Raw genomic sequence first — 23714 nt, forward strand, 5'->3', positions numbered from 1 at the left:
CAAGAAATCATCCGGCAAGACTGTAGCGAGCAAGTCTCTCAAGGAGAAGCGCGCTGACAAGAAAGACAAGGCCGCTAACAAGCGCAAGGACTAGACCTAAATCGGCGGCGCGGGTGCTTCTGCGAACGGAAGCATCCTCCCCGCTGATGGGCTGCTGGGCAGCACATCGCCCCAGACACATCCCGACAAACGAGAAAACGCTCCTAGATTACCGAGACGATTTCGACCTTCATCGCCATCTGCAGCCCCCAAGTAGGAACGACCGTTCAATTAAGGCGCGCCGCTGTCCTTCGAAAACTGTTCTCTGGCTGAGAGCGCCTCAGTCGAGGCGCACATTATCGTGATACTCGAAATGGCTATTTACCTCAGCGGATACATCAAGATTCCTCAGCTTGGCGTTGCTGGGGACGAAGCCCTTGAGGCCCGCTGCTGGCCGTCCTACTTGGGCAGCTGGATACAGGAATCTCAGAACGTTGTCGTTAGTCGAGTGATAATTGTAGACCGCGTCGTCAACCGCGGACGTCAGGTCACGCCAGTCGCTTTTCGCTCCGATCGCAACGCCGAGTAGGTGAGTTGCCTCCACGCGTGGACCACCGGGCTTGGTTCCCAGAGTCTGTGCCGCGACTACCATTGCTCGCGCACCGAGGCTGTGCCCGACCAGCACGTACGACTCAGCGTTAGTGCGAGCCAGCAGATCCGCAACGACAACTCCAGTCTTGTCAGCCCGGTTCTTGGCAACGTGCCAGGGGTTCTGGGCTAAGTCCAGCGCTAGCAGGAAGGGACCAACCGGGCCCAATTTCTTCGCGGCCGACTTGGCAGCCTTTTCTGCCCAAAGCCGGAGCGCGGCATTGCCACCAATTTTCATGGCTCCCGCGCCCACCAGAATCCCAAGATGTTTCAATTCCTTGGCCCCCCAATGCACAACGTAAACCGGCGCCTCGGGGTATCGCTCAGTGACAATTTTTCGCCACTTACCCCACCCTTTCCCGTTTCCGGATAGGAAACCGTTGCAAACAATGACCGGTGCGCCATGTCCGCCGCGCAGCATCTCGATGTGAAAGGATTTGTCTTCTTGGACATACGCATTCGCAACTGAAGCACCCAATGCAGCCCCTAGTGCGCCGCCGAGCGCTGTGATCACGAAAGTCCCACCAGCCATCCCCAGCCCGCCTGCAGCTAGCGCACCGCCTCCGGCAAGAGCTAGCCCATAGCTGGCGGCGGCGGCTCCCGTATAGCCAGTTAGCAGCGTGCCTATGGCGCCTCCGATAGCTGGAGCCGCGAAGAGCACCCCTGGAATTGCAACCGCGGCTCCCACGAGACCGAGACCGACAATCTTGGTTACCCGGTTTAGCTTGACCTTTTCATATTTGAGGAATTCTTGATAATTATCCAGCGAGCCCATCTTCTCGTCAGCTTTGGCAAAACCCGGAATCTCATGGCGATGCTCCGCGCAGAATTTGGGCACGTTTAGGGAGCCTCGCCCTCTGGCGGCCATGTTTTTACAGCCCATGCCTGCGCAGGGCAGCGTCGGCGAACCACAGTTTTCGCACAAATAGGCCGGCAGCTGGCCGATCGGGCGTTTAGCCTTCTGATGGTTCGCTTGCGTGAAGCACGCGGAACACCAGCCAAAAATCTTCGAACTTTCGAGGTCGTCGGCTAGATCAACGATCCACTCGGCTATCGCCAGGTGAGCGTTCGCGCTTTTCTCTGCAGTTTCCTGCTCGTGCCGACTAGGCAGACTGACTTTTAGGTGCGTGAACTTGGCGTAGGCCCACGCGTTGGTCACGAGCGCACGATTGCCTAGGAGCACATCAGCGCCCTCAACCCTGGGCACTAAGTCCGCTGCAGCACCCGTGAGGCTGAGCTGCTTACCGCGGGGTGAAACAACCTGACAATGCATACGATCGCCATCAAGCACTCTGGCCACAATTTGCGACTTAGACATATGAGTTTCCCCCCGGGATTCCGCGCGACTGATGCGCCATCACCATAATGGCAGTTTGTAGTCGCCTAGGCTGACTATTTGAGAGGTAATCAGCGTTTCCGCGTGTGTGATCTTCTGACGATTCGGAAAACATCGACCATGATTAGCGCGCAGACAGCGGCGGCATAGCTAGTACGAGTCGTTGCAGAAGGAATCGCAAACCCTACGCCTCCAGCGGCTCCGACTCCATCGCCGATAGAACGGCCCTACTCTAAGCAACCGACGCGCCCGATAACCGGAGAGATAAAGTGCCTTAGTGTCCCGGCCCAGCTATCAGAGTGCTGTTGCCAGCACCGGGAGGCACGAAAAAAGGACCGTCCAGATGGACGGTCCTTTTCTCGTATTGTCGGGCTGACAGGATTTGAACCTGCGACCCCTTGACCCCCAGTCAAGTGCGCTACCAAGCTGCGCCACAGCCCGTGACAACTCGAATAGCTTATCGTGAAATTTGGGTGCCGATGTTCACATTGGGGTCAAAAGTGGCACAGAATCTGAATCAGTTCGAGCTGACCCCGTGCGCTGCCGCGAAGAACTCGCGTTCGTGCTCCGTGGATGCCACGAAAGCGGTGAGCATCGCATCCCGAACCTGCGGGGTGGCGTCTGCCGCGAGCGCCGTCACTATCGTGATGGCTTTCTCTGTGGCATCCGTGAACGCGTCGTCGGCATAGGTGGTCAACCAGTCGGCGTAGGGGTGCTCGGGGTGCGCTAGCGGGTGCAGGCGGGAACCGACGTCGTGGTACACCCAGAAGCACGGCAGAAGGGCTGCAGCGAGCACGGCGTAGTCACCGCGGGCGGCGGTTGCCAGCAGGTGGTTGAGGTACCCGGTGGTCGTCGCACTGGGCGAGGCAGCAATCACTTCCCCCTCAGGAGACCACGACTCGTGCAACTGCAGTTCCGTCACGATGCACCCCTCGGCACTTGATGCCCAGAAGGCCTGTTCTGCTGCGGTGGGTGCCAGTCGGGCAGCTTCGGCGAGCGCCCGCGCATAATCGCGCAGGTACAGAGCATCCTGGGCCAGGTACCAGACGAAGTCGCCCCGGTCGAGAGAACCGTCACCCAGTGCCCGCACGAAGTCACCTCCGTCGATCTCAGCCCGCACCGAGGCGATCTGCGCCCACCACTGCTCGCGCACCTCAGCAGCAGTCAGCGACGTCTCTACGCCGCCGCGCTCCCACAACCCGGCAAAGTGACTAATCGGACCACGCCCGCCGCCCACCTGCAACGACGCACCGGCACGGATGCTCTCGCTCAACCACCGCTTCGACTCCCCCACAGCGGCAGCCCACTCACCGCTGGCCGCAATCCGGGTCGCGAGCGCACTCGATAGCGAACAGCCAGTTCCGTGGGTGTTGCTGGTTTCTATGCGGATGCCGTCAAACTCAGTAACGACAGCAGCGTTCCCGGAACGGGCATCCACCAGCGCATCCGGAGCCTCGGCCCCGCTCAAGTGTCCGCCCTTGGCCAATACGCGCACCCCGTAGGAGGCAGAGACTCGCGCCGCCTGCTCCAGCACCTCAGGCCACGACTCAGCAGCGGGTTCCGCGGCGATGATCGCGAGCTCAGGAATGTTGGGAGTGACCAGGTCACACACCCGCACCAGCTCGCGCAGCGCCTGCTCGGCTTCGGCATCAAGTAGTCGGTCGCCACTCGTGGCGACCATGACCGGGTCAAGCACAATCAACGGCGGGCGCACGGCTTCGAGCCACTCCCGCACCACCCCCACGACCTCGACGGTGCCGAGCATGCCGATCTTCACAGCATCAATGGCGATGTCGTCGCTCAAGGCATCGAGCTGCTCCCGCAAGAACGAGGCGGGCGGCACATGCACTCCGCGCACCCCCTGCGTGTTCTGAGCGGTCAGGGCAGTGATGGCTGCCATCCCGTAGCCACCATTGGCTGCGATCGACTTCAGGTCGGCCTGGATCCCCGCACCGCCCGAAGGATCGCTGCCGGCGATACTCAGCACCCGAGGAACGCGCACCGCGCTACTGCTGCCGTTACCGTTTTCGCTCCGTACCGCGCTGCCGTTTTCGTTCCGTACCCCGCTCACGCGTCTTCTCCCTCGTCATCAATAGCCACTACGCCAGCCCACGCTGCGGCGAGCGCCCGTGCCGCTTCTCGCGGATCAGCCGCACCACAGATGGCAGACACGACCGCAGCACCGTCTGCACCGCCCGCCCGCAGCAGCGCGAGGTCATCCACGCCCACTCCACCGATTGCAACGGCAGGTAGTGTGCTGAGGGCCATAAGCTCCGCCATGCGATCGTGCCCCAGAGACTCCGGAGCATCTTTCTTCGTTGTCGTGGGGTGCAGGGCGCCAATACCGACATAGTCGACACCGGCAGAGCCCACACTCGCTTCATACAGTTGGTCTTCGGTCGCAGCACTGAGCCCCACGATCGCGTGCGGGCCCACAAGCGCCCGAACGGATCCCGAGGGCAGGTCTCCCTGCCCCACGTGCACTCCAGCGACCTTCGCCCCCATCTCGCGCGCAGCGAGGTACACATCGACGCGGTCATTGACGAGCACGGGCACCTTGCGGGCAACCGCCGTGGAGACGCGCAGCACCAGGTCGAGAAACTCTCGCGCCGGCATGTCCTTCTCGCGCAACTGCACGATGGTGACTCCCCCGGCGACCGCTTCGTAGACAAGATCGACGAGGTCGTGGCCGGCAGCTTTCGCCTGCCCCGAGTCCGTCACCAAATACGTCGAGAGGTCGAAGTTCTCACGAAAACCAGTCACTGCTGCTGCATCCTTACTGTTGCCTACGCCAGAACCGCTCACGCGATGACCGCCCGTTCTGCAATGTCGTCTACCGAGACTTCGCTCAGCGCGTCAAGGAGTGCTACCGCGAAGCTGCCCGGCAGAGCCGAACGTTCCGCCGCGAGGTCGGCCGCTACTGTGTACACGCTCGTCGCTGCCACAGCTGCCGTCAGCGCATCCGGAGTCACCGCTGCAAACGCCGCCATGATCGCGCCGAGAGCACAACCACCGCCCGTCACCTTAGTCAGCACCGGATGCCCGTTCGTGAGTCTCACGACACTCACGCCATCGGTCACCACGTCAGTCGCTCCCGATACCGCAACGACGCCGCCGGTTACCCGCGCGAGCATCTGAGAAGCGGTGAGCGCAGCATCCACACTGCTCGTACTGTCGACACCACGCCCACCCGTGCCCAGTTCGGCGAGCGCCAAAATTTCGGAGGCGTTACCCCGCACGATGGAGGGGCCGAGGTCACGCAGGCGATACGCCAGCGGAGTACGCACGGGCAGAGCACCAATCGCCACTGGGTCGAGCACCCAGGGCGTTCCGGCAGCGTTGGCCGCGGGCGCCGCTTCGAGGGCTGCAGCGCGTTGCTCTTCACGGCAGGTGCCAAGATTGATGAGCACTCCGGATGCCACCCCCGCGAACATCCCAGCTTCTTCCGGAATATCCACCATGGCCGGCGCCGCTCCGACGGCGAGCAGAGCATTGGCGGTGAAGCCCACCACCACGCTATTGGTGATGCACTGCACGAGCGGCGACGTCGATCTCACCGCCTCGAGCGCGTCTTGAGTGGCGGTCAGTAGGTTCGGTGGCGTACGCGACATGCACGACATCCCTTCGCTAGTTCTAACTAGATCAGGTTCGACGGGTGTGTTCTCAGCCCCGCGGGGCACCCCGTGTCACAAGTTGTGCCTCCACGATAGCGGGTCACACGGATGCCCGGGCAGTGGTAATGCGCCCGCCGCAAGGCCCACGTCGACCCCCTTTCGACCAACTCCTGCCCCGCCCAAAGCCCTTTCGCCGCAAACTGCAGGCAATTGGGATTATTTTGCTGTCGGATGTCGTTGCACTGAGCGAGAATATAGACGACGACTGATTTGTGCGCCCTTTCGAACTCGGCTGCTGCTTCGTCCTACCGCTTGAGACACGACAGGATTTTCATGACTAGCACCGCGCCGATTACCGGCAGTATCCCCCTCACCCCGCCCGGAGCGGGCTCGTCGGCGGGCGCCGTCGACAACAGCGGTCGCAACCGTCTTGTGATCGCGCTCATGCTCGCGGCAACCTTCGTGGTGTTCCTCAACGAGACATCGCTTGTCGTTGCTATTCCCCGCATCATGGAAGACCTCAACATCGAGCCCAGTACAGCGCAGTGGTTGTCGACGTCCTTCATGCTTACGATGGCGGTAGTGATTCCGATTACCGGATTCCTCATCCAACGCTTTACGACGCGCAGCATCTTCATCGCGGCGATGTCCCTTTTCACCGCGGGTACTCTGCTCGGAGCTATTGCGCCGACGTTCTTCATCCTCATTGTCGGACGAGTGATCCAGGCCTCCGGTACCGCGATCATGCTACCGCTGCTCATGACCACCGTCATGACTCTCGTGCCCCCGGCTACCCGCGGTAAGACGATGGGTAACGTGTCCATCGTCATGTCGATGGCTCCCGCCGTTGGCCCCACGGTCGCGGGACTGGTACTCGCAGTCTTTGACTGGCGCTGGGTCTTTATTGTCATGATCCCCATCTCGGTCACCGCGCTCATGCTCGGCATCACCAAGGTGCGCAACGTCACCGAGCCCCGCAAGGTGTCAGTCGACGTGCTCTCGGTCATCCTCTCGGCCGTCGCCTTTGCCGGACTCATCTACGGCCTCTCGAGCCTCGGCGAATCAGCCAGCGGCGAAGTACTCATTGCCCCTGCGATCCCGATCATTGCGGGAGCCGTCAGCCTTGCGCTGTTCATCCTGCGACAACTCAAGTTGCAGAAGACTGACAGCGCACTCCTCGACCTCCGCACCTTCGCTGCCTCCGGCTTCGCGATTTCGATCGGCCTCATGATGGTCATGATGGCGGCCCTCTTCGGCACCATCATCCTGCTGCCAATATTCACGCAAGACGTTCTCGGCCTCGAACCCATCCAGAGTGGTCTTCTCGTGTTGCCCGGCAGCCTCATCATGGGTCTTCTCGGGCCCGTTGTTGGTCGACTGTACGACGAGGTCGGCCCGCGCCCGCTCATGATCCCGGGCGCCATCGTCGTCAGCGCGTCACTCTGGAGCTTCACGATGCTCTCCGAGAACAGTTCAGCGCTCATGGTTGTCGCGATTCACGTGCCCATGAGCATCGGGCTCGCCTTCATGTTCACACCTCTGTTTACCTCGGCACTCGGAACGCTCAAGCCGCACCTGTATTCGCACGGCAGCGCCACCATCGGCACCGTGCAGCAGCTCGCCGGCGCCGCTGGAACCGCGCTGTTCATTGCGCTACTCACCGTGCAGTCCGTTGCACTTGCCGCTGAAGGAGCCCCCGATACAGAGGCGCTCGCCGGCGGCGTGCGTCTCGCGTTCATGGCGGGTGGCATCATCTCGCTGTTCGCGATCGTCGCCACGTTCTTCGTCAAGCGCAACGACGCCGAGGTCGACTCCGACTCCGATGCTAGCGCCGCACCGGTCGGCCACTAACGCTGGAGTGTGAACGGGCGCCCACCGGCATCCGTTCCCACCGCACTAATCGGCAAGCGCACTACGCCAAACGGCGAGTCACTCTCCTAGGAGAATGACTCGCCGTTTGGCCGTTCGGCCGAAGCTCGTGGTCTCGAGACCTACTTGCGCTTGCGCTTCTCACGCACACGCATGTTGACCTGGATGGGGCTGCCCTCGAAGCCGAAGATCTCGCGCAGTCGACGCGTAATGAATCGACGGTACTGCGGGTCCAAGAATCCGGTCGTGAAGAGCACGAACGTTGGTGGGCGGCTCGATGCCTGCGTACCAAAGAGGATGCGCGGCTGCTTGCCACCACGAAGCGGGTGAGGGTGCTCCTGCGTAAGTTCAGCAAGAAGCGCGTTGAACTTACCAGTCGGGATGCGGGTATCCCACGACTCCAGCGCCAGCTCAAGAGCCGGAACCAGCTTCTCCATGTGACGACCGGTCTTCGCCGAGATGTTCACGCGTGGCGCCCACGAAACGTGCGACAGGTCCTGATCAATCTCTCGTTCGAGCATCATGCGACGTTCGTCGTCGAGAAGGTCCCACTTGTTGAAGGCCAGTACGAGAGCACGACCCGATTCGAGCACGAGGTCAACGATCTTGAGGTCTTGAACGCTGAGCGGCTGGCTCACGTCGAAAATGACTACGGCGACTTCAGCCTTTTCCAGGGCGGCACTCGTGCGTAGCGTGGCGTAGAAGTCTGCACCTTGAGCAAGAGCAACTCGACGGCGGATGCCGGCAGTATCAACGAAGCGCCAGAACTTTCCGCCGAGCTCGATTTGCTCGTCGACGGGGTCGCGAGTCGTGCCGGCGAGGTCGTTGACAACAACGCGCTCTTCGCCAGCAGTCTTGTTTAACAAGCTCGACTTGCCCACGTTCGGGCGACCAAGGATAGCGACGCGGCGCGGGCCGCCCACTTCTTCCTTCGCCACATTCGAAATCTCCGGCAGTACCGTGAGTACATGGTCGAGCAGGTCAGCAACACCACGGCCGTGAACTGCAGATGACGGCCACGGCTGGCCGAGGCCGAGACTCCACAGCGCGGCCGCATCCGACTCCTGGTGAACATCGTCGACCTTGTTGGCAACCAAAATCACGGGCTTTTTCGTGGCGCGAAGCATGCGCACGACGTGCTCGTCTGTGGACGTGGGGCCCACCGTGGCATCCACCACAAAGAGCACTGCGTCGGCGAGGTCGATAGCGATTTCAGCCTGCGCGGCAACCGAAGCGTCGATGCCCTTAGCGTCGGGTTCCCAGCCGCCGGTGTCGACAATCGTGAAGTGACGGTTATTCCACTCGGCTTTGTAGTTCACACGGTCGCGAGTAACACCGGGGGTGTCCTCGACAACAGCTTCACGTCGGCCGATGATGCGGTTGACGAGAGCAGACTTGCCGACGTTCGGGCGACCAACGATCGCGAGAACGGGCAGAGCGGGCAAATAGTAGACGGCATCGGGGTCGTCGGATGCTGCTTCGAGAACCTGAATGTCGTCGTCGTCGAGGTCGTAATCACTCAGTCCCGCGCGAAGAGCAGAGGTGCGTTGCGCTGCTTCTTCATCGTTCATGCCGGAGAGGCGCTCGACGAGATCCGGATTCAGTTCGGGAAAGTCGTCGTCGACGGGCGAATGATCGGCCATGGGTAGTCCTTTGTTTACATGCTGGAGCGAACGAAACTCGCGACGGCGGTCACGGTTTGATCGAAGTCAAGATTGGTGGAGTCAATGGTGATGACTCCCTCTGCGGCGTTCATGAAGTCCACGACTTTGGAGTCCTGCGCATCTCGATAACTGAGTTGTTGCGCCGTTGTCGCGCTCGATTCTCCGGAGAGTTCGGCCGCACGCCTCTCCATCCTAGCTTCTTCACTGGCTGTGAGCAGAATTCTCGCCTGAGCATCCGGTGCGACCACGGTCGTAATGTCGCGACCCTCCACCACGATTCCGGGCTTGTCACTGCCAGCGATGATGCTGCGGAACAGGTTCACCATGTATTCCCGTACCTCAGGAACCCGGGCGATGTTCGAAACGACGCCCGTGATGCGAGGTTCGCGGATGTCGTTGGTCACGATCTCCGAGTCAACCTTCACAAAGTAGTTGTCGGGGTCGATACCGATGCTGTATTCGAACCGCGGGAGCGTTTCGATCACGTCGCCGGGACCGAGGGTGTCGACTCCGCGCTCAAGGCAGTGAAGAGCAAAGCCTCGATAGGCGGCCCCTGTGTCGAGGTAGTCGAAGCCGAGTTCGCGAGCAGTCGCCTTAGAGACGCTCGATTTTCCGCTGCCGGCCGGGCCATCGACAGCCACCACAACAAACGACGGGTTCTTATTCACGCGAAAGTCTCTGCAATCTTCCAACCGCGAGCTTCGAGCTCGCTCAACAATGTGGCTTCTTTTTCGGGCAGTACCGATATCTCGGCGAGGCCGAACTGGGCACCCGGTGAATGCTCTAGGCGCAAGTCTTCCATGTTCACATTCGCTTCGCCGATTTCGGTGAGGAGTCGGGCCAGTTCGCCAGGCTTGTCGTCTACCATCACGACGAGCTGACTGAATTGCTTACTGGTTCCATGCTTGCCCGGAATACGAGCTACTCCGGCGTTGCCGCCCGCCAACACTTCGGCCAAGGCGCGGCGTGAGCCCAGAGCATCCGGATTCTCCAGCGCTTCAATCGCGACACCGAGCTCCGACTGAAACTCACGCAGAATCGAAGCAACTGGACCGGCGTTGGCCGTCAAGATCTGAACCCATAATTCGGGCGCACTCGACGCAATCCGAGTGGTGTCGCGCAGCCCTTGACCGGCGAGACCAACGGCAGCATCGGTAGCGTCGGCAAGGCGGTGAGCTAGCAAGCTCGACACCACCTGGGGAACGTGAGACACCAACGCCACCGCATCATCGTGCTCTGACGCTGACATCAGCACCGGTACGGCACCAAGCTCAATCACGAGATCTTCGACTGCGCGGCGACGGAAGGGGGTACCGCGACCGATCACCCAGGGGCGACCAATGAACAGGTCCGCACGAGCGGAAATCGCTCCCCCTCGTTCGCGTCCTGCCAAAGGGTGTGAACCGATGAAACGGTCGAGATCGACACCGAGCGCGATGAGCTCGTCGAGTACAGAAACTGCAACGCTTGCTACATCTGTCACGGTGGCCTGCGGCCACGCCATGAGTTCGTGAGCGACAACCTCGGCCGTAACGTCGGGCGGAACCGCCACAACGACGAGCGATGGTTTGTCGTCGGCTCGAGGTGCTCGGCCTGCACCGTAGTCGATCGCAAGGGTGGCGTTGCTGCGCGACGCGTCGTGCAGAATGACGTCGACCCCCTTAGCCCGCAGGCCATGACCGATACTGGCGCCAAGCAACCCCGCACCGACAATGCGAACTTGCCCCGTAATTCGCCCGGTGTTCACGAACGCTCCTCGGCCTCACGGGCGATCGTCAAGACCGCACCCAGCTCCACCTTGGTGAGATTGCGAGTTTTGCCCACGCCGAGGCTGCCGAGGTTGAGCGGCCCAAATTGGCGACGCACGAGCTCAAGAACGGGGTGGCCGACAGCCTCCATCATGCGACGAACAATGCGATTACGACCCGAGTGAAGGGTGAGTTCAACCATCGATTCGTCGTTGTCAGCGCGACCGATAACGCGAGCCTTGTCGGCGGCAATCGGGCCGTCGTCAAGCTCAATACCTTTGGTCAGTTGCGAGACCGTCTGAGCGCTCACGATGCCGTCGACCTTGGCGATGTACGTTTTGGTGACACCGAACGAAGGGTGCGCGAGCACGTGCGCAAGCTCGCCGTCGTTCGTGAGCACGATCAACCCGGAGGTTTGCACGTCGAGACGGCCAACGTTGAACAGTCGCTCGTCGTAATTGCCGGTGAACTGCTGCAGGTCGGGGCGACCGCTCTCATCCGCCATCGAGCTCACGACGCCCACTGGCTTGTTGAGCATGACGTAGCGCTTGGTCGTGTCGAGCTGAATGGCCGAGCCATCCACCGTCACGCGGTCGGTCGGCTTGACGCGGCGACCGGCTTCTTCAACGACCTTGCCGTTGACCGCCACGCGGCCCTGGTAGATCAAATCTTCGGAAACCCGGCGGGAGGCGACTCCGGCTGCGGCCATTACTTTTTGAAGGCGTTCGCCCTCGGGGTGACTGGCGCCTGCGCCATTAGCGTTGTTCATCAAAACCGTCCGAACCATCAGATAAAAGTGGCGAGATGGGAGGCAATTCGGCAATGGAGTTGATCCCCAGTTGCACGAGCATGAGCTCCGTTGTTTCGTAATGGATGGCGCCCGTCTCGTTGTCGGTAAACGCCTCCGTAATAAGTCCTCGGCTCAGCAGTGTACGCACTACGGAGTCAACATTCACGGCGCGCACGGCGGCGATCGCCCCGCGACTGATCGGTTGCTTGTACGCAATCACCGCAAGAGTCTCTAACGCAGCCTGACTCAAGCGTGAAGGATTCTGCGTGTAAACGAAGTCACGTACCGCGGCGTCGTAGTCGGCGCGTACGTAAATACGCCAGCCGCCGCCCACTTCCCGCAGTTCGAATCCGCGACGTGGGCCCTCGCCCTCGCCATCGAAATCAGCCCGCAGCGCTGTGATCGTTTTACGAATCTCGGCCACGGGGGCGTTCAGTGCGGTGGCGAGGCTCACGATGCTCTGTGGCTGATCAGCCACCATGAAGATCGCTTCGAGCCCGCGAGCGAGGTCGACAACGGGGCCGGCAGCGAGTTCTTCGGCGGTCGGTTCGGTGTCGGGCTGCTCGGTGGGCAGGTTTTCGGTCATCGCGGTGTCGGCCGTTGCGGTGTCGGCTGTTGCGGGGTCAGTTTCCATAATCAGCTCCCAGATTAGCGAGGCTATCGTCTGACCAGTGATCCGCCGTCCAGCGGACCGTTAATTCGCCCAGGGGTTCGATCTGCTCGAACGCCACGTTCGAGCCGCGATACAGCTCCAGCACCGCCAAGAAGCGGGCAACGATGACGCCCTTGAGCTCGGCGCCCGCGATCAGTTGGCGGAAGGTCATCGGCTCCCCCGCACGCAATAGGGCAACGACGTGAGCAGCCTGTTCGCGGATGCTGATGAGCGGGGCATGTAAATGGTCGAGACCGACGCTCGGAATCTCTCGCGGCGTGAAAGCGAGAGTTGCGAGGGCGGCAAAATCGTCGAGGCTCAGCGTCCACACGAGCTCGGGAGTCTGGGTGCGGTATTTCTCTTCCAAGCGAACCGAACGAACTGTGCGCGTGGCTTCCGCTTCAAAGTGCGAACCGAACCAGTCGCTGGCCTGCTTGAAGGCTCGGTATTGCAAGAGGCGAGCGAAGAGCAAGTCTCGCGCCTCGAGAAGCGCAACATCTTCGGCATCCACAAGCTCACCCTGAGGCAGGAGTCCCGCTACCTTGAGGTCGAGCAGCGTGGCAGCAACCACCAAGAATTCGCTAGCCTGATCGAGTTCGTCGATGTCATCCGAGCCCTCAGGCGACTCGAAATCGCGCAGGTAGGCGATGAACTCGTCGGTGATTTTTGAGAGGGAGACCTCGGTGATGTCGAGCTCATGCTTGGTGATGAGCGACAGCAGCAGGTCGAACGGCCCGTTGAAGTTGCTGAGAGAAACAGAGAATCCCGCCGCCGGGGTCTCGGTGTCGTCGACGCTACCTGCCGACGGCGCCTCAACGTCGCTAGGCGACGGCGCCACGGGCGATCAGCTCGCGCGCCACCTGGCGGTAAGAGTGCGCCGCGGAGTGGTCGGGGGCGAAGGTTGTGATGGGAGAACCGGCAACACTGGCATCCGGGAACTTCACGGTGCGACCGATCACGGTCTCGAGAACGTCGTCACCGAAGTTTTCGACTACGCGCTCAAGCACTTCACGCGAGTGCAGCGTGCGAGCGTCGAACATGGTAGCGAGGATGCCGTCGAGCTTGATCGCAGGGTTCAGTCGATCCTGAACCTTCTCAATCGTCTCCACGAGCAGAGCCACGCCGCGCAGAGCGAAGAACTCGCACTCCAACGGAATGAGCACGCCGTGAGCCGCGGTGAGGGCGTTAACGGTGAGCAAGCCCAGCGAAGGCTGGCAGTCGATCAGGATGACGTCGTATTGGTCGCTGACCTTGCGCAGCACGCGGGCCAGGATCGTTTCGCGAGCGACCTCGTTGACAAGGTGCACTTCTGCGGCCGAGAGGTCGATGTTGGCCGGGATGACGTCGAGGCCGGGAACGTTCGTGTGAACGATCGCTTCTGCCGGGTTCTTGATCGTGCCGAGCAGTAGGTCGTAAATCGTCGGCACGTCGTGCGTCGGAACACCGAGGCCAGCCGAGAGCGCACCCTGCGGGTCAAAGTCGATGGCGAGAACGCGGCGACCGTACTCAGCGAACGAGGCACCGAGGTTGATGGTGGTCGTGGTCTTGCCGACGCCACCCTTCTGGTTGCACAGCGAAATGATGCGCGCGGGGCCGTGTCCGTCGAGCGGCGAAGGCTCCGGGAAGTTGGTGATCGGCCGGCCGGTTGGACCCATTGCCTGAACATCCAACCCTGCCAGCGTTGATTCGTTCTCACGCTGATTCGTCATGTTGAAAGTTTACGTCGCGCTTTCTACGCAGCTCGTGCTCCCACGCGCGGACGAAACAGGGTCGCCTCTACCAAAGGTTGAAGGTTTGAGGGCGCGACACGCCCAAAGCCGAATCTTCGCTACTGCGCTCGAGGATGCGCCGTCGTGTACATATCCCGCAGAGTGTCGGCGGTCACCATCGTGTAGATCTGCGTCGTCGCGACCGAGGAATGCCCCAGAAGCTCTTGCACCACTCGCACGTCGGCTCCGCCCGAGAGCAAGTGCGTCGCGAAAGAATGCCGGAAGGTGTGCGGCGAAATATCGATGCCCAGCTCAGCACGTTCTGCCGCCGACTGGATGATCAACCACACGTTTTGACGAGAGAGCCGAGCCCCGCGCGCCCCCAAAAACAGAGCCGGCGTCGAGGCCCCCTTGGCCGAAAGAACGGGACGAGCGCGCACGAAATATTTCTCAATCGCGGCCTGTGCAAAGCTGCCGACCGGCACGATGCGTTGCTTGTTTCCCTTACCCAGCAGGCGCACGATGTCGCCGTCAATCATGTCGTCGACGTTGAGCGCGGTGACCTCGGAAACGCGTGCGCCGGTGGCGTACAGCAGCTCCAGCAGAGCGGTGTTGCGCAACGCGATGATGTCGTCGCCGGGGAAAGCGCCGAGCACCGCCGTCATTTGCTCAATGGTGATGGCTTTCGGCAGCCGCATCGGCTGTTTCGGAATCGCCACGGTGTGCGCAACGTCCTCGACGGCGAGCGATTCGTCGACGAAAAACGTGTGAAGCCCGCGCACAGTCGAGAGCATGCGGGCGACCGACGATGCCGCGAGCGGGCGCTCGGTATCGGCTCGCAAGCTGTGCGCGAAGGCAGTCACATCATCCGCTGCAATAGCAGCCGGTGCGACCAGCCCCCGGCCGCTCAAGAATTCGAGATAGTTGTCGAGGTCGCGCCGATAGGCAGCGAGAGTATTTGCCGAGAGACCTCGCTCGATCGCAAGATGCCGCAGATAGCGCTCAGCGGCCACCGCAATCGCGCTCTTCGCTTCGGGACGCGTCGACTCGGTCATGTCGCTCAACCTACCGCGAGAGGCTATTCAGCGTAGTTGCGCGGATGCCGCGGCCACGGAGCGTTAGCGTCACCGAGTGTGCTCCAGCCTCGGTCGCGGCCCAACTGCGCCGCCAATAGCCCCAGGCATAGAATCGAGTTCTGCACGCGGCGCTCCAGTACGGCTTCCACAGCGTCTTCGAGCGGAACCCAGCGAAGCTCGATCCCGGCCTCCTCGGCGTAACGGTCAAAGACTTCACCGGTGGCACTAACACCTCGCGCAAGATAAATGCGCACGGCCTCGTTACTTCCCCCCGGAGAGGTCAGCATCTCGCTGAGCACGTGCCAAGACTCGGCTTTTAGGTCAGTCTCTTCTGCCAGCTCACGCTGAGCCGCAATAAGCGGTGACTCGTTGAGCACATCGAGCAAGCCTGCAGGCAGTTCCCAATCACGCAGGCGCACCGGATGCCGGTACTGCTTGATCAGCAGAACGCGGTCGCGCTCGTCCATAGCCAGTACCGCTACGGCGCCGGTGTGGTTCACAAATTCGCGCGTGATCGCAGTACCGTCGAGCTGGATACGCTCGCGGTCTACGTTCCACACGTGCCCCGCAAACACTGTTTCGGTGCTGAGGAGCTCGGGAGTGACGCGGTCGTCGCTCAGTTTGTTATGCATCATCCTGCTCGGTCACCTCGAAGAGGCGGTTGGACTTTTGACGCTCAATCGCCGCGGCTATAAGACCGCGGAAGAGCGGGTGCGCGTGGTTGGGGCGCGAGAGAAGTTCAGGGTGAGCCTGAGTTCCGACGTAGTACGGGTGAACGTCACGCGGCAGCTCGACGAACTCAACGAGAGTGCGGTCAGGCGAGATGCCGGAGAACGTGAGTCCGGCATCCGCAATCTTCTGGCGGTATTCGTTATTCACCTCGTAGCGGTGACGGTGGCGCTCGGCTGCGGTAGGTGCGCCATAGATTTCTTCGACGATCGAACCCGGCTCGAGGTTGGCGTTGTAGAGACCGAGGCGCATCGTGCCGCCCATGTCTCCCCCAGCGATAATGTCGACCTGCTCGGCCATCGTGGCAATAACCGGGTACTTCGTGTCGGTGTCGAACTCGGTGGATGACGCGCCTTCGAGGCCGGCCATGTCGCGAGCGTATTCGATCACCATGCACTGCAGGCCGAGGCAAATACCGAGGGCCGGGATGCCGTTCTCGCGAACGAACTTGAGAGCGCCGAGCTTGCCTTCGATGCCGCGCACGCCGAAACCACCGGGAACGATGATGCCGTCGAGGTCGGAGAGGTGCTTGGCTGCGCCTTCGGGAGTTTCGCACTCGTCGGAGGGGACCCAGCGGATGTTGACCTTGGCGCTGTTCGCGAAACCGCCGGCACGCAGTGCTTCGGTGACCGAAAGGTAGGCGTCGGGCAGGTCGATGTACTTACCGACCAGACCGATCGTGGTTTCGTGCTTGGGATGGTGAACGGCTTCGAGAAGTTCGCTCCAGCCATCCCAGTTCACCGACTCGGCTTCGAGGCCGATCTGGTTGATGATGTAGGCGTCGAGTCCCTGGCTGTGCAGCATTTCGGGGATGTCGTAGATGCTGGCGGCGTCTGTGGCGTTGACGACGGCGTCTTCTTCTACGTCGCACATGAGGGCGATCTTGCGCTTGTTTGACTCAGAGACGGGGCGGTCGCTACGCAGCACGAGAGCATCGGGCTGGATGCCGATCGAGCGCAGTGCGGCAACGGAGTGCTGCGTGGGCTTGGTCTTCTGTTCGCCCGAAGCGGCCATGAAGGGCACGAGCGAGACGTGGACGAAGAAGACGTTTTTGCGGCCGAGTTCGTGACGAACCTGGCGTGCCGATTCAATGAACGGAAGGCTTTCGATGTCGCCGACGGTTCCACCAATTTCGGTGATGATCACGTCGGGCTGCGGGTTCTCGTCGTCAAACGGACCAGCGGCCTGCAGGCGCATACGGCGCTTAATCTCGTCGGTGATGTGCGGGATGACCTGCACGGTATCGCCGAGGTACTCGCCGCGACGCTCTTTGGCAATCACTTCGGAGTAGATCTGCCCCGTGGTGACGTTGGCTGCCTGGTTAAGCTTGATGTCGAGGAAGCGCTCGTAGTGACCGATGTCGAGGTCAGTTTCGGCACCATCGTCGGTGACGAAGACTTCACCGTGCTGGAACGGGTTCATGGTGCCGGGATCCACGTTCAGATAGGGATCCAGCTTCTGCATGACGACGCGGAGCCCGCGTGCTGTCAGCAGGTTACCGAGACTCGCCGCCGTGAGGCCTTTACCGAGAGAAGAGACGACTCCTCCGGTGACGAAGATGTGCTTTGTTACGACCGCGTTTTGATTGTCCACCACGGGGTTCTATCGTATGCCACGGCGAGCCATCTCGTCGCCGCTTCGGGGCGTTTCGTTATCGACTTAACAGCTTGCGGGAGCTTTTAGCGGGTTGCGCTCTCACGTTCGTGCGCCGTCTGAATCAGTTCACGCGCGTGAGCAAGCCCCGATTCGGAGTCGGGAAGCCCCGAAAGCAACCGCGCCATCTCGGCAATGCGGGCTTCCCCTTCGAGCTTGTGAACGCTGGATGCCGTGACCGAGCCGTCGTCGCCCTTAACCACGCTGAGGTGGTTGTCTGCAAACGCCGCCACTTGCGCCAAGTGAGTAACAACGATCACTTGGGCAGTGCGGCTGAGCTGAGCCAGTCGTTTACCGATTTCGATGGCGGCAGCACCGCCAACCCCGGCATCCACCTCATCGAAGATGAACGTGGGCACAGGGTCGTTTCCGGCGATGACAACTTCGATCGCCAGCATGACGCGCGAGAGCTCTCCACCCGATGCGCCTTTGCCGAGCGGACGCGGCGGCGCACCGGGGTGCGGGCGCAGCAAAATGGCCACTTCGTCTTTACCGCTGAGCGAGTAGTCGCTGCGGTCGTCGACCGTCACGACGATTTCGGCGTTCGCCATCGCCAGATGCGTAAGCTCGTTGCTCACCTCGGAAGCCAAGCGCGCAGCACTCGTCGTGCGCACTTCGCTAACGCGGGCGGCAAGCTCGATGAGTTCGGCCTGGTCGGCTTCGACCTGCGCACGTAACTCATCAATGCGGGTGGAATCGTTGTCGAGCTCCAGAAGGCGCTGACTACCGGTATCGAGAACGTCAACGACATCGTCGAGGCTCACGCCGTGCTTGCGAATGAGAGCGGAAAGCTGGCTACGCCGTTCTTCGACCTGCTCCAGTTCACGGCTGCCATCGGCATCCAGACCCGCAAGATAGCCCGAGAGATCAGTCGAGATCTCGCCGAGCGTGATGGATGCTGCCGCCAAGGCTTCGGCGATCGACGCGAGTTGTGCGTCGTGTTCGGCAACCCGCTCAAGCCCTCGTTGGGCACTGCCAAGCATCGCCACGACATCGGAGCCTTCGTCGGCAGCATCCGCTGACAGCACCGCGTGGGCACCCTCAGCAGCCAGACGCAGCCCTTCGAGGTTCGAGAGTCGATCGGCGCGCTCAGCAAGCTCGACATCTTCTCCACGGCGCACATCGGCCGCTTCGATTTCTTGAATCGCAACGCGAAGCTCGTCGGCCTCACGGCTGCGCAAATCGCTCTCGGCAATCAACACATCGAGTTCGCCCTGAGCCGCTTGCCAGCGGCGGAAGACAGCTTGATACTGCTCGAGCACGGTAGTCAGCTCAGCGCCGGCAAAACGATCGAGCGCATTGCGTTGCGCAGTGGACGACTTGAGACGAATCTGCTCCGACTGCCCGTGCACAACGACAAGCTGGTCACCGAGTTCGGTGAGCACACCCACGGGGGCGCTACGGCCACCGACGACGGCGCGGCTGCGACCTTCGCGTGCCACAGTGCGCACGAGGAGAAGTTCGCCCTCGTCGAGGTCGCCGCCAGCATCGCGTACGCGCTCAGCAACAGACGATTTCGGATCAATGACCCAACGGCCTTCGACAGAGGCTTGGTTGCTCTCAGCCCGGATCGCGGTGGGGTCGGCACGCTCCCCCAGAAGCAACCCGAGTGCGGTGACCACCATCGTCTTACCGGCACCGGTCTCGCCAGTGAGCGCTGTGAATCCAGGGCTCAACGGGAGGCGTGCCGAAGCAATAACACCAAGGTCGCGAATGGAGATCTCTTCGATCACGAGTGGGGTACCTCCTCCGATGCTGGCCCACGCCATCCATTGACCGGCAGATTGAATTTCCTAACGAGACGATCGGTGAACGGGCCCTGCGACAGGCGCGCAAGGCGCACCGGCACGGGCGATCGACGCACCACTACGCGGGCGCCGCGGGGTAAGTCGTAGGCGCGACGGCCATCACACCACAGAACACCGGTTCCCATGTTGCGCGCCAGAACTTCAACGGCAAGCGCAGAATCGGGCCCGACGACGAGCGGGCGTGCAAAGAGCGCGTGGGCACTCAGCGGCACAAGGAGCAGAGCGTCGAGGCTTGGCCAGACGACTGGTCCGCCCGCGGAGAACGCGTAGGCGGTAGAGCCGGTGGGGGTCGACATCACGACGCCGTCGCAGCCGAAGGAGGAAAGGGGGCGGCCGTCGACTTCGATGACCACTTCGAGCATCCGCTCGCGACTGGCTTTCTCGACGGTCGCTTCGTTGAGGGCCCACGTTTCGTAGACAACCTCGGAATCGACTTTGACGCGCACCGACAGCGTCATTCGTTCTTCAACGAGGTAGTCGCGGGCCAAGGCACGCTCGACGGTCGATGTCAGCTCTTCGCGCTCGCTCTCGGCCAGGAACCCCACGTGGCCGAGGTTCACACCGAGCAGCGGTGCACTACAGCCGCGGGTCAGTTCAGCGGCACGAAGGATAGTTCCATCGCCACCGAGCACGATCACAAGTTCAAGCTCACCGGACTCGACCTCGTTGCCGAGCCGGCGCACTGGCGACAGATCGGGCTCCGCTTGCAAGATCGTTTCGTAGCTATCGGGGGCCAAGACCACCACGATGCCCGCACTAATGAGCTGACGGCACACCGAGATCGCGGCGGTCAGTGACTCTGCGCGCCCGGTATGGGCAATGACCAAAATGTGACGCTCAGAAGCATGAGAGTTCTCGGACTGCACCGTGCACCTCTCATTCGTAGTGATAGTTCGTTTCGCCACCACTCAGTGATGGCCTTAGGCGATTACAGAAACCTGCGTTAACCATTCTGTCGGATTGCTGCCTGATCGTGCGCTCAACCAGACAAGATACTCACGGTTTCCTGCGTTACCGGCGATTGGTGAGGAGATGACACCGGCGGTACCAAGCCCCACGTCCCAGGCCGCCCACAAGACGCCCATGATTGCTTCGTCCCGCAAAGCGGAGCCGTGAACAATTCCTTCACGAATGTTTGTGCGGCCCACTTCAAACTGAGGCTTGACGAGCAACACATAGTCGGCGCTCTCCCCCACCGCAGCGTAAAACGCGGGCAGAACAGTGCGCAGCGAAATGAACGAAAGATCTGAGACCACGAGCGTCGGAGTTTCGGATGTCCCGCTCAGTTCAGCCAGCGATTCAGCGGTGAGATAGCGGGCATTCTCTCGCTCAACCACCCGCACTCGGGTATCCGAGCGGATCAGGTCGACGAGTTGCCCGTGCCCGACGTCGAGCGCAATAACCTCGCGAGCACCCCGCTCAAGGAGCACCTGGGTGAAGCCACCTGTCGATGCACCGACATCGAGCGCGAGCCGATCCGTGGGATCGATGCCGAAGGCATCGAGTCCCGCTACAAGTTTGTACGCGGCGCGACTGACATAGTGATCGGTCTCAGCGACATCAATTTCGTGCTCGTCGGTGACGGGAGTTGAGGCCTTGGGCACAGCGACGCCGGAAACAGTGACGAGGTTGTCCGCAATCAACTTCGCCGCGTGCGTGCGCGAGCGAGCGAGCCCTCGGGCAGCAAGCGCCGCATCGAGCCGCATGCTAGCCATTGCGCGAGAACGCGTCCTTGCCCTCAAGCTGCTGCTGCAGTTGATCGTGAATCTGAGTGAACGCGGCGGCACGGGTTTCGAGCGGTTGATCCTCGATCAGGCTCAGTCGAGACATCAATCCGTCAACGGGCGATTCGTCATCCATGCTCACGAATATAGCTCCGCGGGAACCTCAAGGGCGTAGATGGCGCTCCCCGAGTTCCAAATCGCTGCCGCCCCTGCACGCAAGCGGTCAATGGATGTTCCGGCCGTGGTCACGCTCAGTCGCTGACCCTCAAGGCGCACCGTCGCCGTCCCCACTGTCGTCACGACGGCGGCGCCGTCGTGCGCGACCACAGTTTCGGGATACGGCTCAAGCAGCCCGCGCAAGTCGTCAACGATCATCGTCGGACGTTCGTCTGGGATGCACGCGAGTACTTGCTTGGCCTGATCGATTCCGGTGAGTACGAGCAACGACGGGATGCCGGCACGATTCGCCCCGAGGATGTCAGTGTCGAGACGGTCGCCGATCATGAGCGCCGAGCGCGATTCGTAACGGCGGAAGGCCTCTTCGAAAATGGCCACTTCGGGCTTGCCCGCGACGATCGGCAACCGGCCGACTGCCGAGTGCACGGCCGAGACGAGAGTTCCGTTGCCGGGAGCGGTACCCCGCGCCTGCGGAATCGTCCAGTCAGTGTTCGTCGCGATCCACGGGATGCCGTCGTCGCCACCCTTAAGAGCGAACGACGCTTCGGCGAGATCTTTCCAGCCCACGTGCGGAGCGAAGCCCTGCACGACTGCTGCGGGCGAGTCGTCCGCTGAGCGAGTGACGACAAAACCCGACTTCTCGAGTTCGCTCGTGAGACCTTCGCCGCCCACGACCATGATGGTCGAGCCGGCGGGCACGAGGTCGCGGAGCAGCCCCATTGCGGCTTGCGGTGAAGTCACCACGTCGTGCGGTGCGACGGTCAGCCCGAGCTCACTCAAATGCTCAGCAACGGATGCATCGGTGCGTGAGGCATTGTTTGTGATGTAGGCCACCTGAGCGCCCTCAATCGCATTAATGCTCTCGACGGCATACGGAATAGCGTCCGGACCGCGATAAATCACTCCATCGAGGTCAGCGAGTACGAGATCGATGCCCGTCAGCGGCGTGTTACTCGCCACGTGGGGTGCTTTCGCTTTCGTTCCCGTCCGCTTCTTCAGCGCTGTCCACAGCCCCATCGGTGCCCTCAGTTTCAAAGTTGGACTCCAAGTCAGAGTTGGAATCCGCGTCAGAGGTCTCTGACGACTCGTGGTCGAACTCAATGTCTTCTTCGATAACTTCGATCATGTCGTCATCGTCGCCCAGAGCTTCGGCTGCAACATCCGCTCGCGCAAACCACGTTGCCGCTTCGTCTTCACGACCGAGCTCCTCAAGAACCGTTCCGTACGCGCCGAACAGTGCCGGGCTGTAGGTGAACGCCGTAGTGGGGTCCAGCTGAGGAATTTGCAGCTCAACGAGCGCTTCTTCAGCTTGGCCCAGGTCAAGGCGAGCACCGGACATCGCGATAGCCAGCTCAACCTGCACGGGAACCGACAGCGTACTGCGCTTCACCGAACGGCCGAGTTCGAGAGCACGCTCGGGGCGCTCAAGGCCACGTTCGCTGTCCACCATCATGGGCAGTTGATCGTCGCGACCGGTAATTCGGCGATACGTGCGTAGCTCACGAAGAGCCAGCGCGTAGTCGCCTGTCGCATACGCAGTGATCGCAAGAGTTTCGCGAACGACGCCGATACGGCCGGCACGACGCGCAGCCGAGATAGCGTGCTGGTGAGCAAGCTCGGGGTCCTCTTCAATGAGCTGCGAGACCATCACGAGGTGCAAGGCAACGCCCTCGGCGTTCTCCTTGCTGAGGGTTTTGAGCTCGTTGGAGGCAACGCGGTCGAGCATCTTGGGCGTTACGCCCTCGGGGATCTCCGGGGCCTGGTGGAAGGCACGAACCGAACGGATGCCGAAGGGGTCGCGATCCACTTCAGGTTCACGCTCGCTGGCGTTACGGTCCCCGCGCGCGGGCGCTCCGCCCTTGGTCCAGAGCCGTTTCTCGTCGGGGCCACCGCGGCGACCGGAGCCGCGGTCGGGACGGCCGCCGCGCTCGGGGCGCCCTGAGCCATCGGAACGGAACGGGCGTGCCGGCCGGTCTCCCCTATCGGGACGATCGCCGGAACGCTGCGGGCGACCATTGCGGTCACCAGACCGAGGCGGTCGTGAATCACGATCGCCGGAACGGGGTGGACGCGAGTCGCTGTCGCCCGAACGTTGTGGGCGAGAATCGCGCTCGTTGCTGCGGGGCGGACGACGGTCGTCACCTTCCGAGAAGTCGCGGCGCTGTGCACGATCGCTGCTGTAGCCATCACGACGGGGGCGGCGGTCGCCGCCAGCGCCGGCGTCGCGACGTGGCCGACGGTCCTCACCCTCCGGCTTGTCGCGCCAGGGACGATCAGAATTGGATGCGGCGGGCTTGCCGCGAGCGGGTCCGCCAGCAGCGCTGTCGCGGCGTGGCCTTCCATCGCTCGGGCGTCCTTCGCCGGGGCGTCCGCCGGTGGGGCGTCCACCGGTTCGAGGCGCGCGGTTTCCGTGGGGTCGGCTGTCTCGCCGGCCGTCGTTACCTGACGAATCGCTCACAAATTGCTCCTGAATATGGGTGGAACTTAACGCAAAATGGCCACCTCCGTGCCTATTAAACACGGTGGTGGCCATTTCAC

The 23714-nt window shown here is 61.9% G+C and carries 21 protein-coding genes, 1 tRNA gene and 1 riboswitch; of the genes, 1 reads left to right on the forward strand and 21 read right to left on the reverse strand.

Annotated elements, in window-relative coordinates; genetic code table 11:
* Positions 1 to 319: 319 nt before the first annotated feature.
* The 5 genes from ACR3YK_RS12760 to thiM form a co-directional block, all read right to left on the reverse strand.
* A complete protein-coding gene (locus ACR3YK_RS12760) occupies positions 320 to 1786 on the reverse strand; it encodes a DUF726 domain-containing protein (protein ID WP_486175217.1) in 1467 nt (488 codons plus the stop codon).
* 544 nt (positions 1787 to 2330) lie between these two features.
* Positions 2331 to 2404, reverse strand: a tRNA-Pro gene (locus tag ACR3YK_RS12765).
* 76 nt (positions 2405 to 2480) lie between these two features.
* On the reverse strand, positions 2481 to 4034 hold the full coding sequence (locus tag ACR3YK_RS12770) for a bifunctional hydroxymethylpyrimidine kinase/phosphomethylpyrimidine kinase (protein WP_486175218.1): 1554 nt from the start codon (positions 4032 to 4034) through the stop codon (positions 2481 to 2483).
* Positions 4031 to 4726 carry a thiamine phosphate synthase gene (gene thiE / locus ACR3YK_RS12775; RefSeq protein ID WP_486175219.1) on the reverse strand — a complete coding sequence of 232 codons (696 nt, stop codon included), beginning with the start codon at positions 4724 to 4726 and terminating at the stop codon, positions 4031 to 4033. The genes ACR3YK_RS12770 and thiE overlap by 4 nt, the downstream gene beginning before the upstream one ends.
* A gap of 38 nt (positions 4727 to 4764) precedes the next feature.
* On the reverse strand, positions 4765 to 5574 hold the full coding sequence (thiM, locus tag ACR3YK_RS12780) for a hydroxyethylthiazole kinase (protein WP_100389183.1): 810 nt from the start codon (positions 5572 to 5574) through the stop codon (positions 4765 to 4767).
* A riboswitch (TPP riboswitch) is annotated at positions 5566 to 5657 on the reverse strand. Its footprint overlaps the gene before it by 9 nt.
* A 253-nt stretch (positions 5658 to 5910) precedes the next feature.
* On the opposite strand from thiM, the gene ACR3YK_RS12785 reads away from it, so the two are divergent.
* A complete protein-coding gene (locus ACR3YK_RS12785; RefSeq protein WP_486175220.1) occupies positions 5911 to 7428 on the forward strand; it encodes an MDR family MFS transporter in 1518 nt (505 codons plus the stop codon).
* A 140-nt stretch (positions 7429 to 7568) separates the two neighbouring features.
* Here the strand turns inward: ACR3YK_RS12785 and der are convergent, their stop codons facing one another.
* The 16 genes from der to ACR3YK_RS12865 all read right to left on the reverse strand — a co-directional run bounded on the left by der (position 7569) and on the right by ACR3YK_RS12865 (position 23634).
* Entirely contained in the window at positions 7569 to 9089 is a 1521-nt protein-coding gene (gene der, locus ACR3YK_RS12790; protein WP_486175221.1) for a ribosome biogenesis GTPase Der, read from the reverse strand.
* A gap of 14 nt (positions 9090 to 9103) precedes the next feature.
* On the reverse strand, positions 9104 to 9778 hold the full coding sequence (gene cmk / locus ACR3YK_RS12795) for a (d)CMP kinase (protein ID WP_486175222.1): 675 nt from the start codon (positions 9776 to 9778) through the stop codon (positions 9104 to 9106).
* Positions 9775 to 10857, reverse strand: coding sequence for a prephenate dehydrogenase (locus tag ACR3YK_RS12800; protein WP_486175223.1), 1083 nt, complete (start codon positions 10855 to 10857; stop codon positions 9775 to 9777). The genes cmk and ACR3YK_RS12800 overlap by 4 nt, the downstream gene beginning before the upstream one ends.
* Positions 10854 to 11627 (reverse strand): pseudouridine synthase, encoded by a 774-nt coding sequence (locus tag ACR3YK_RS12805; protein ID WP_486175224.1) that lies wholly within the window; start codon positions 11625 to 11627, stop codon positions 10854 to 10856. Before ACR3YK_RS12805 ends, ACR3YK_RS12800 begins: the two co-directional genes overlap by 4 nt.
* The gene (gene scpB, locus ACR3YK_RS12810; protein WP_486176419.1) at positions 11614 to 12234 is read right to left on the reverse strand and encodes an SMC-Scp complex subunit ScpB; all 621 of its coding nucleotides are present in this window, start codon (positions 12232 to 12234) and stop codon (positions 11614 to 11616) included. Before scpB ends, ACR3YK_RS12805 begins: the two co-directional genes overlap by 14 nt.
* 37 nt (positions 12235 to 12271) lie before the next feature.
* Complete coding sequence (locus tag ACR3YK_RS12815) at positions 12272 to 13138, reverse strand: segregation and condensation protein A (protein ID WP_486175225.1); 867 nt, start codon at positions 13136 to 13138, stop codon at positions 12272 to 12274.
* Positions 13122 to 14009, reverse strand: coding sequence for a ParA family protein (locus ACR3YK_RS12820; protein WP_486175226.1), 888 nt, complete (start codon positions 14007 to 14009; stop codon positions 13122 to 13124). The genes ACR3YK_RS12815 and ACR3YK_RS12820 overlap by 17 nt, the downstream gene beginning before the upstream one ends.
* A 119-nt stretch (positions 14010 to 14128) precedes the next feature.
* Positions 14129 to 15064, reverse strand: a complete 936-nt coding sequence (locus ACR3YK_RS12825; protein ID WP_486175227.1) for a site-specific tyrosine recombinase XerD — start codon at positions 15062 to 15064, stop codon at positions 14129 to 14131.
* A gap of 23 nt (positions 15065 to 15087) precedes the next feature.
* Positions 15088 to 15720, reverse strand: a complete 633-nt coding sequence (locus tag ACR3YK_RS12830) for an NUDIX domain-containing protein (protein WP_486175228.1) — start codon at positions 15718 to 15720, stop codon at positions 15088 to 15090.
* Positions 15710 to 17410, reverse strand: coding sequence for a CTP synthase (gene pyrG / locus ACR3YK_RS12835; RefSeq protein WP_486175229.1), 1701 nt, complete (start codon positions 17408 to 17410; stop codon positions 15710 to 15712). The genes ACR3YK_RS12830 and pyrG overlap by 11 nt, the downstream gene beginning before the upstream one ends.
* An 83-nt stretch (positions 17411 to 17493) precedes the next feature.
* The gene (gene recN / locus ACR3YK_RS12840) at positions 17494 to 19200 is read right to left on the reverse strand and encodes a DNA repair protein RecN (protein WP_486175230.1); all 1707 of its coding nucleotides are present in this window, start codon (positions 19198 to 19200) and stop codon (positions 17494 to 17496) included.
* Positions 19197 to 20141, reverse strand: coding sequence for an NAD kinase (locus tag ACR3YK_RS12845; protein ID WP_486175231.1), 945 nt, complete (start codon positions 20139 to 20141; stop codon positions 19197 to 19199). The genes recN and ACR3YK_RS12845 overlap by 4 nt, the downstream gene beginning before the upstream one ends.
* Before the next feature lie 54 nt (positions 20142 to 20195).
* Positions 20196 to 20990 carry a TlyA family RNA methyltransferase gene (locus ACR3YK_RS12850; protein ID WP_486175232.1) on the reverse strand — a complete coding sequence of 265 codons (795 nt, stop codon included), beginning with the start codon at positions 20988 to 20990 and terminating at the stop codon, positions 20196 to 20198.
* Positions 20983 to 21135 (reverse strand): hypothetical protein, encoded by a 153-nt coding sequence (locus ACR3YK_RS12855; RefSeq protein ID WP_169925785.1) that lies wholly within the window; start codon positions 21133 to 21135, stop codon positions 20983 to 20985. Before ACR3YK_RS12855 ends, ACR3YK_RS12850 begins: the two co-directional genes overlap by 8 nt.
* Positions 21136 to 21137: 2 nt before the next feature.
* Entirely contained in the window at positions 21138 to 22136 is a 999-nt protein-coding gene (locus tag ACR3YK_RS12860; protein WP_486175233.1) for an HAD-IIA family hydrolase, read from the reverse strand.
* On the reverse strand, positions 22126 to 23634 hold the full coding sequence (locus ACR3YK_RS12865; RefSeq protein ID WP_486175234.1) for a tetratricopeptide repeat protein: 1509 nt from the start codon (positions 23632 to 23634) through the stop codon (positions 22126 to 22128). The genes ACR3YK_RS12860 and ACR3YK_RS12865 overlap by 11 nt, the downstream gene beginning before the upstream one ends.
* Positions 23635 to 23714: the final 80 nt, after the last annotated feature.

The sequence above is a fragment of the Salinibacterium sp. 10G20-15 genome (assembly GCF_057365065.1).

What these genes read in the sequence shown, in the direction of transcription:
- thiM (WP_100389183.1), bottom strand. Translation starts at nt 5,574, where the DNA reads ATGTCGCGTACGCCACCGAACCTACTGACCGCCACTCAAGACGCGCTC.
- ACR3YK_RS12785 (WP_486175220.1), top strand. Translation starts at nt 5,911, where the DNA reads ATGACTAGCACCGCGCCGATTACCGGCAGTATCCCCCTCACCCCGCCC.
- der (WP_486175221.1), bottom strand. Translation starts at nt 9,089, where the DNA reads ATGGCCGATCATTCGCCCGTCGACGACGACTTTCCCGAACTGAATCCG.
- ACR3YK_RS12805 (WP_486175224.1), bottom strand. Translation starts at nt 11,627, where the DNA reads ATGAACAACGCTAATGGCGCAGGCGCCAGTCACCCCGAGGGCGAACGC.
- scpB (WP_486176419.1), bottom strand. Translation starts at nt 12,234, where the DNA reads ATGACCGAAAACCTGCCCACCGAGCAGCCCGACACCGAACCGACCGCC.
- ACR3YK_RS12820 (WP_486175226.1), bottom strand. Translation starts at nt 14,009, where the DNA reads ATGACGAATCAGCGTGAGAACGAATCAACGCTGGCAGGGTTGGATGTT.
- ACR3YK_RS12825 (WP_486175227.1), bottom strand. Translation starts at nt 15,064, where the DNA reads ATGACCGAGTCGACGCGTCCCGAAGCGAAGAGCGCGATTGCGGTGGCC.
- ACR3YK_RS12830 (WP_486175228.1), bottom strand. Translation starts at nt 15,720, where the DNA reads ATGATGCATAACAAACTGAGCGACGACCGCGTCACTCCCGAGCTCCTC.
- ACR3YK_RS12850 (WP_486175232.1), bottom strand. Translation starts at nt 20,990, where the DNA reads ATGGCTAGCATGCGGCTCGATGCGGCGCTTGCTGCCCGAGGGCTCGCT.
- ACR3YK_RS12855 (WP_169925785.1), bottom strand. Translation starts at nt 21,135, where the DNA reads ATGGATGACGAATCGCCCGTTGACGGATTGATGTCTCGACTGAGCCTG.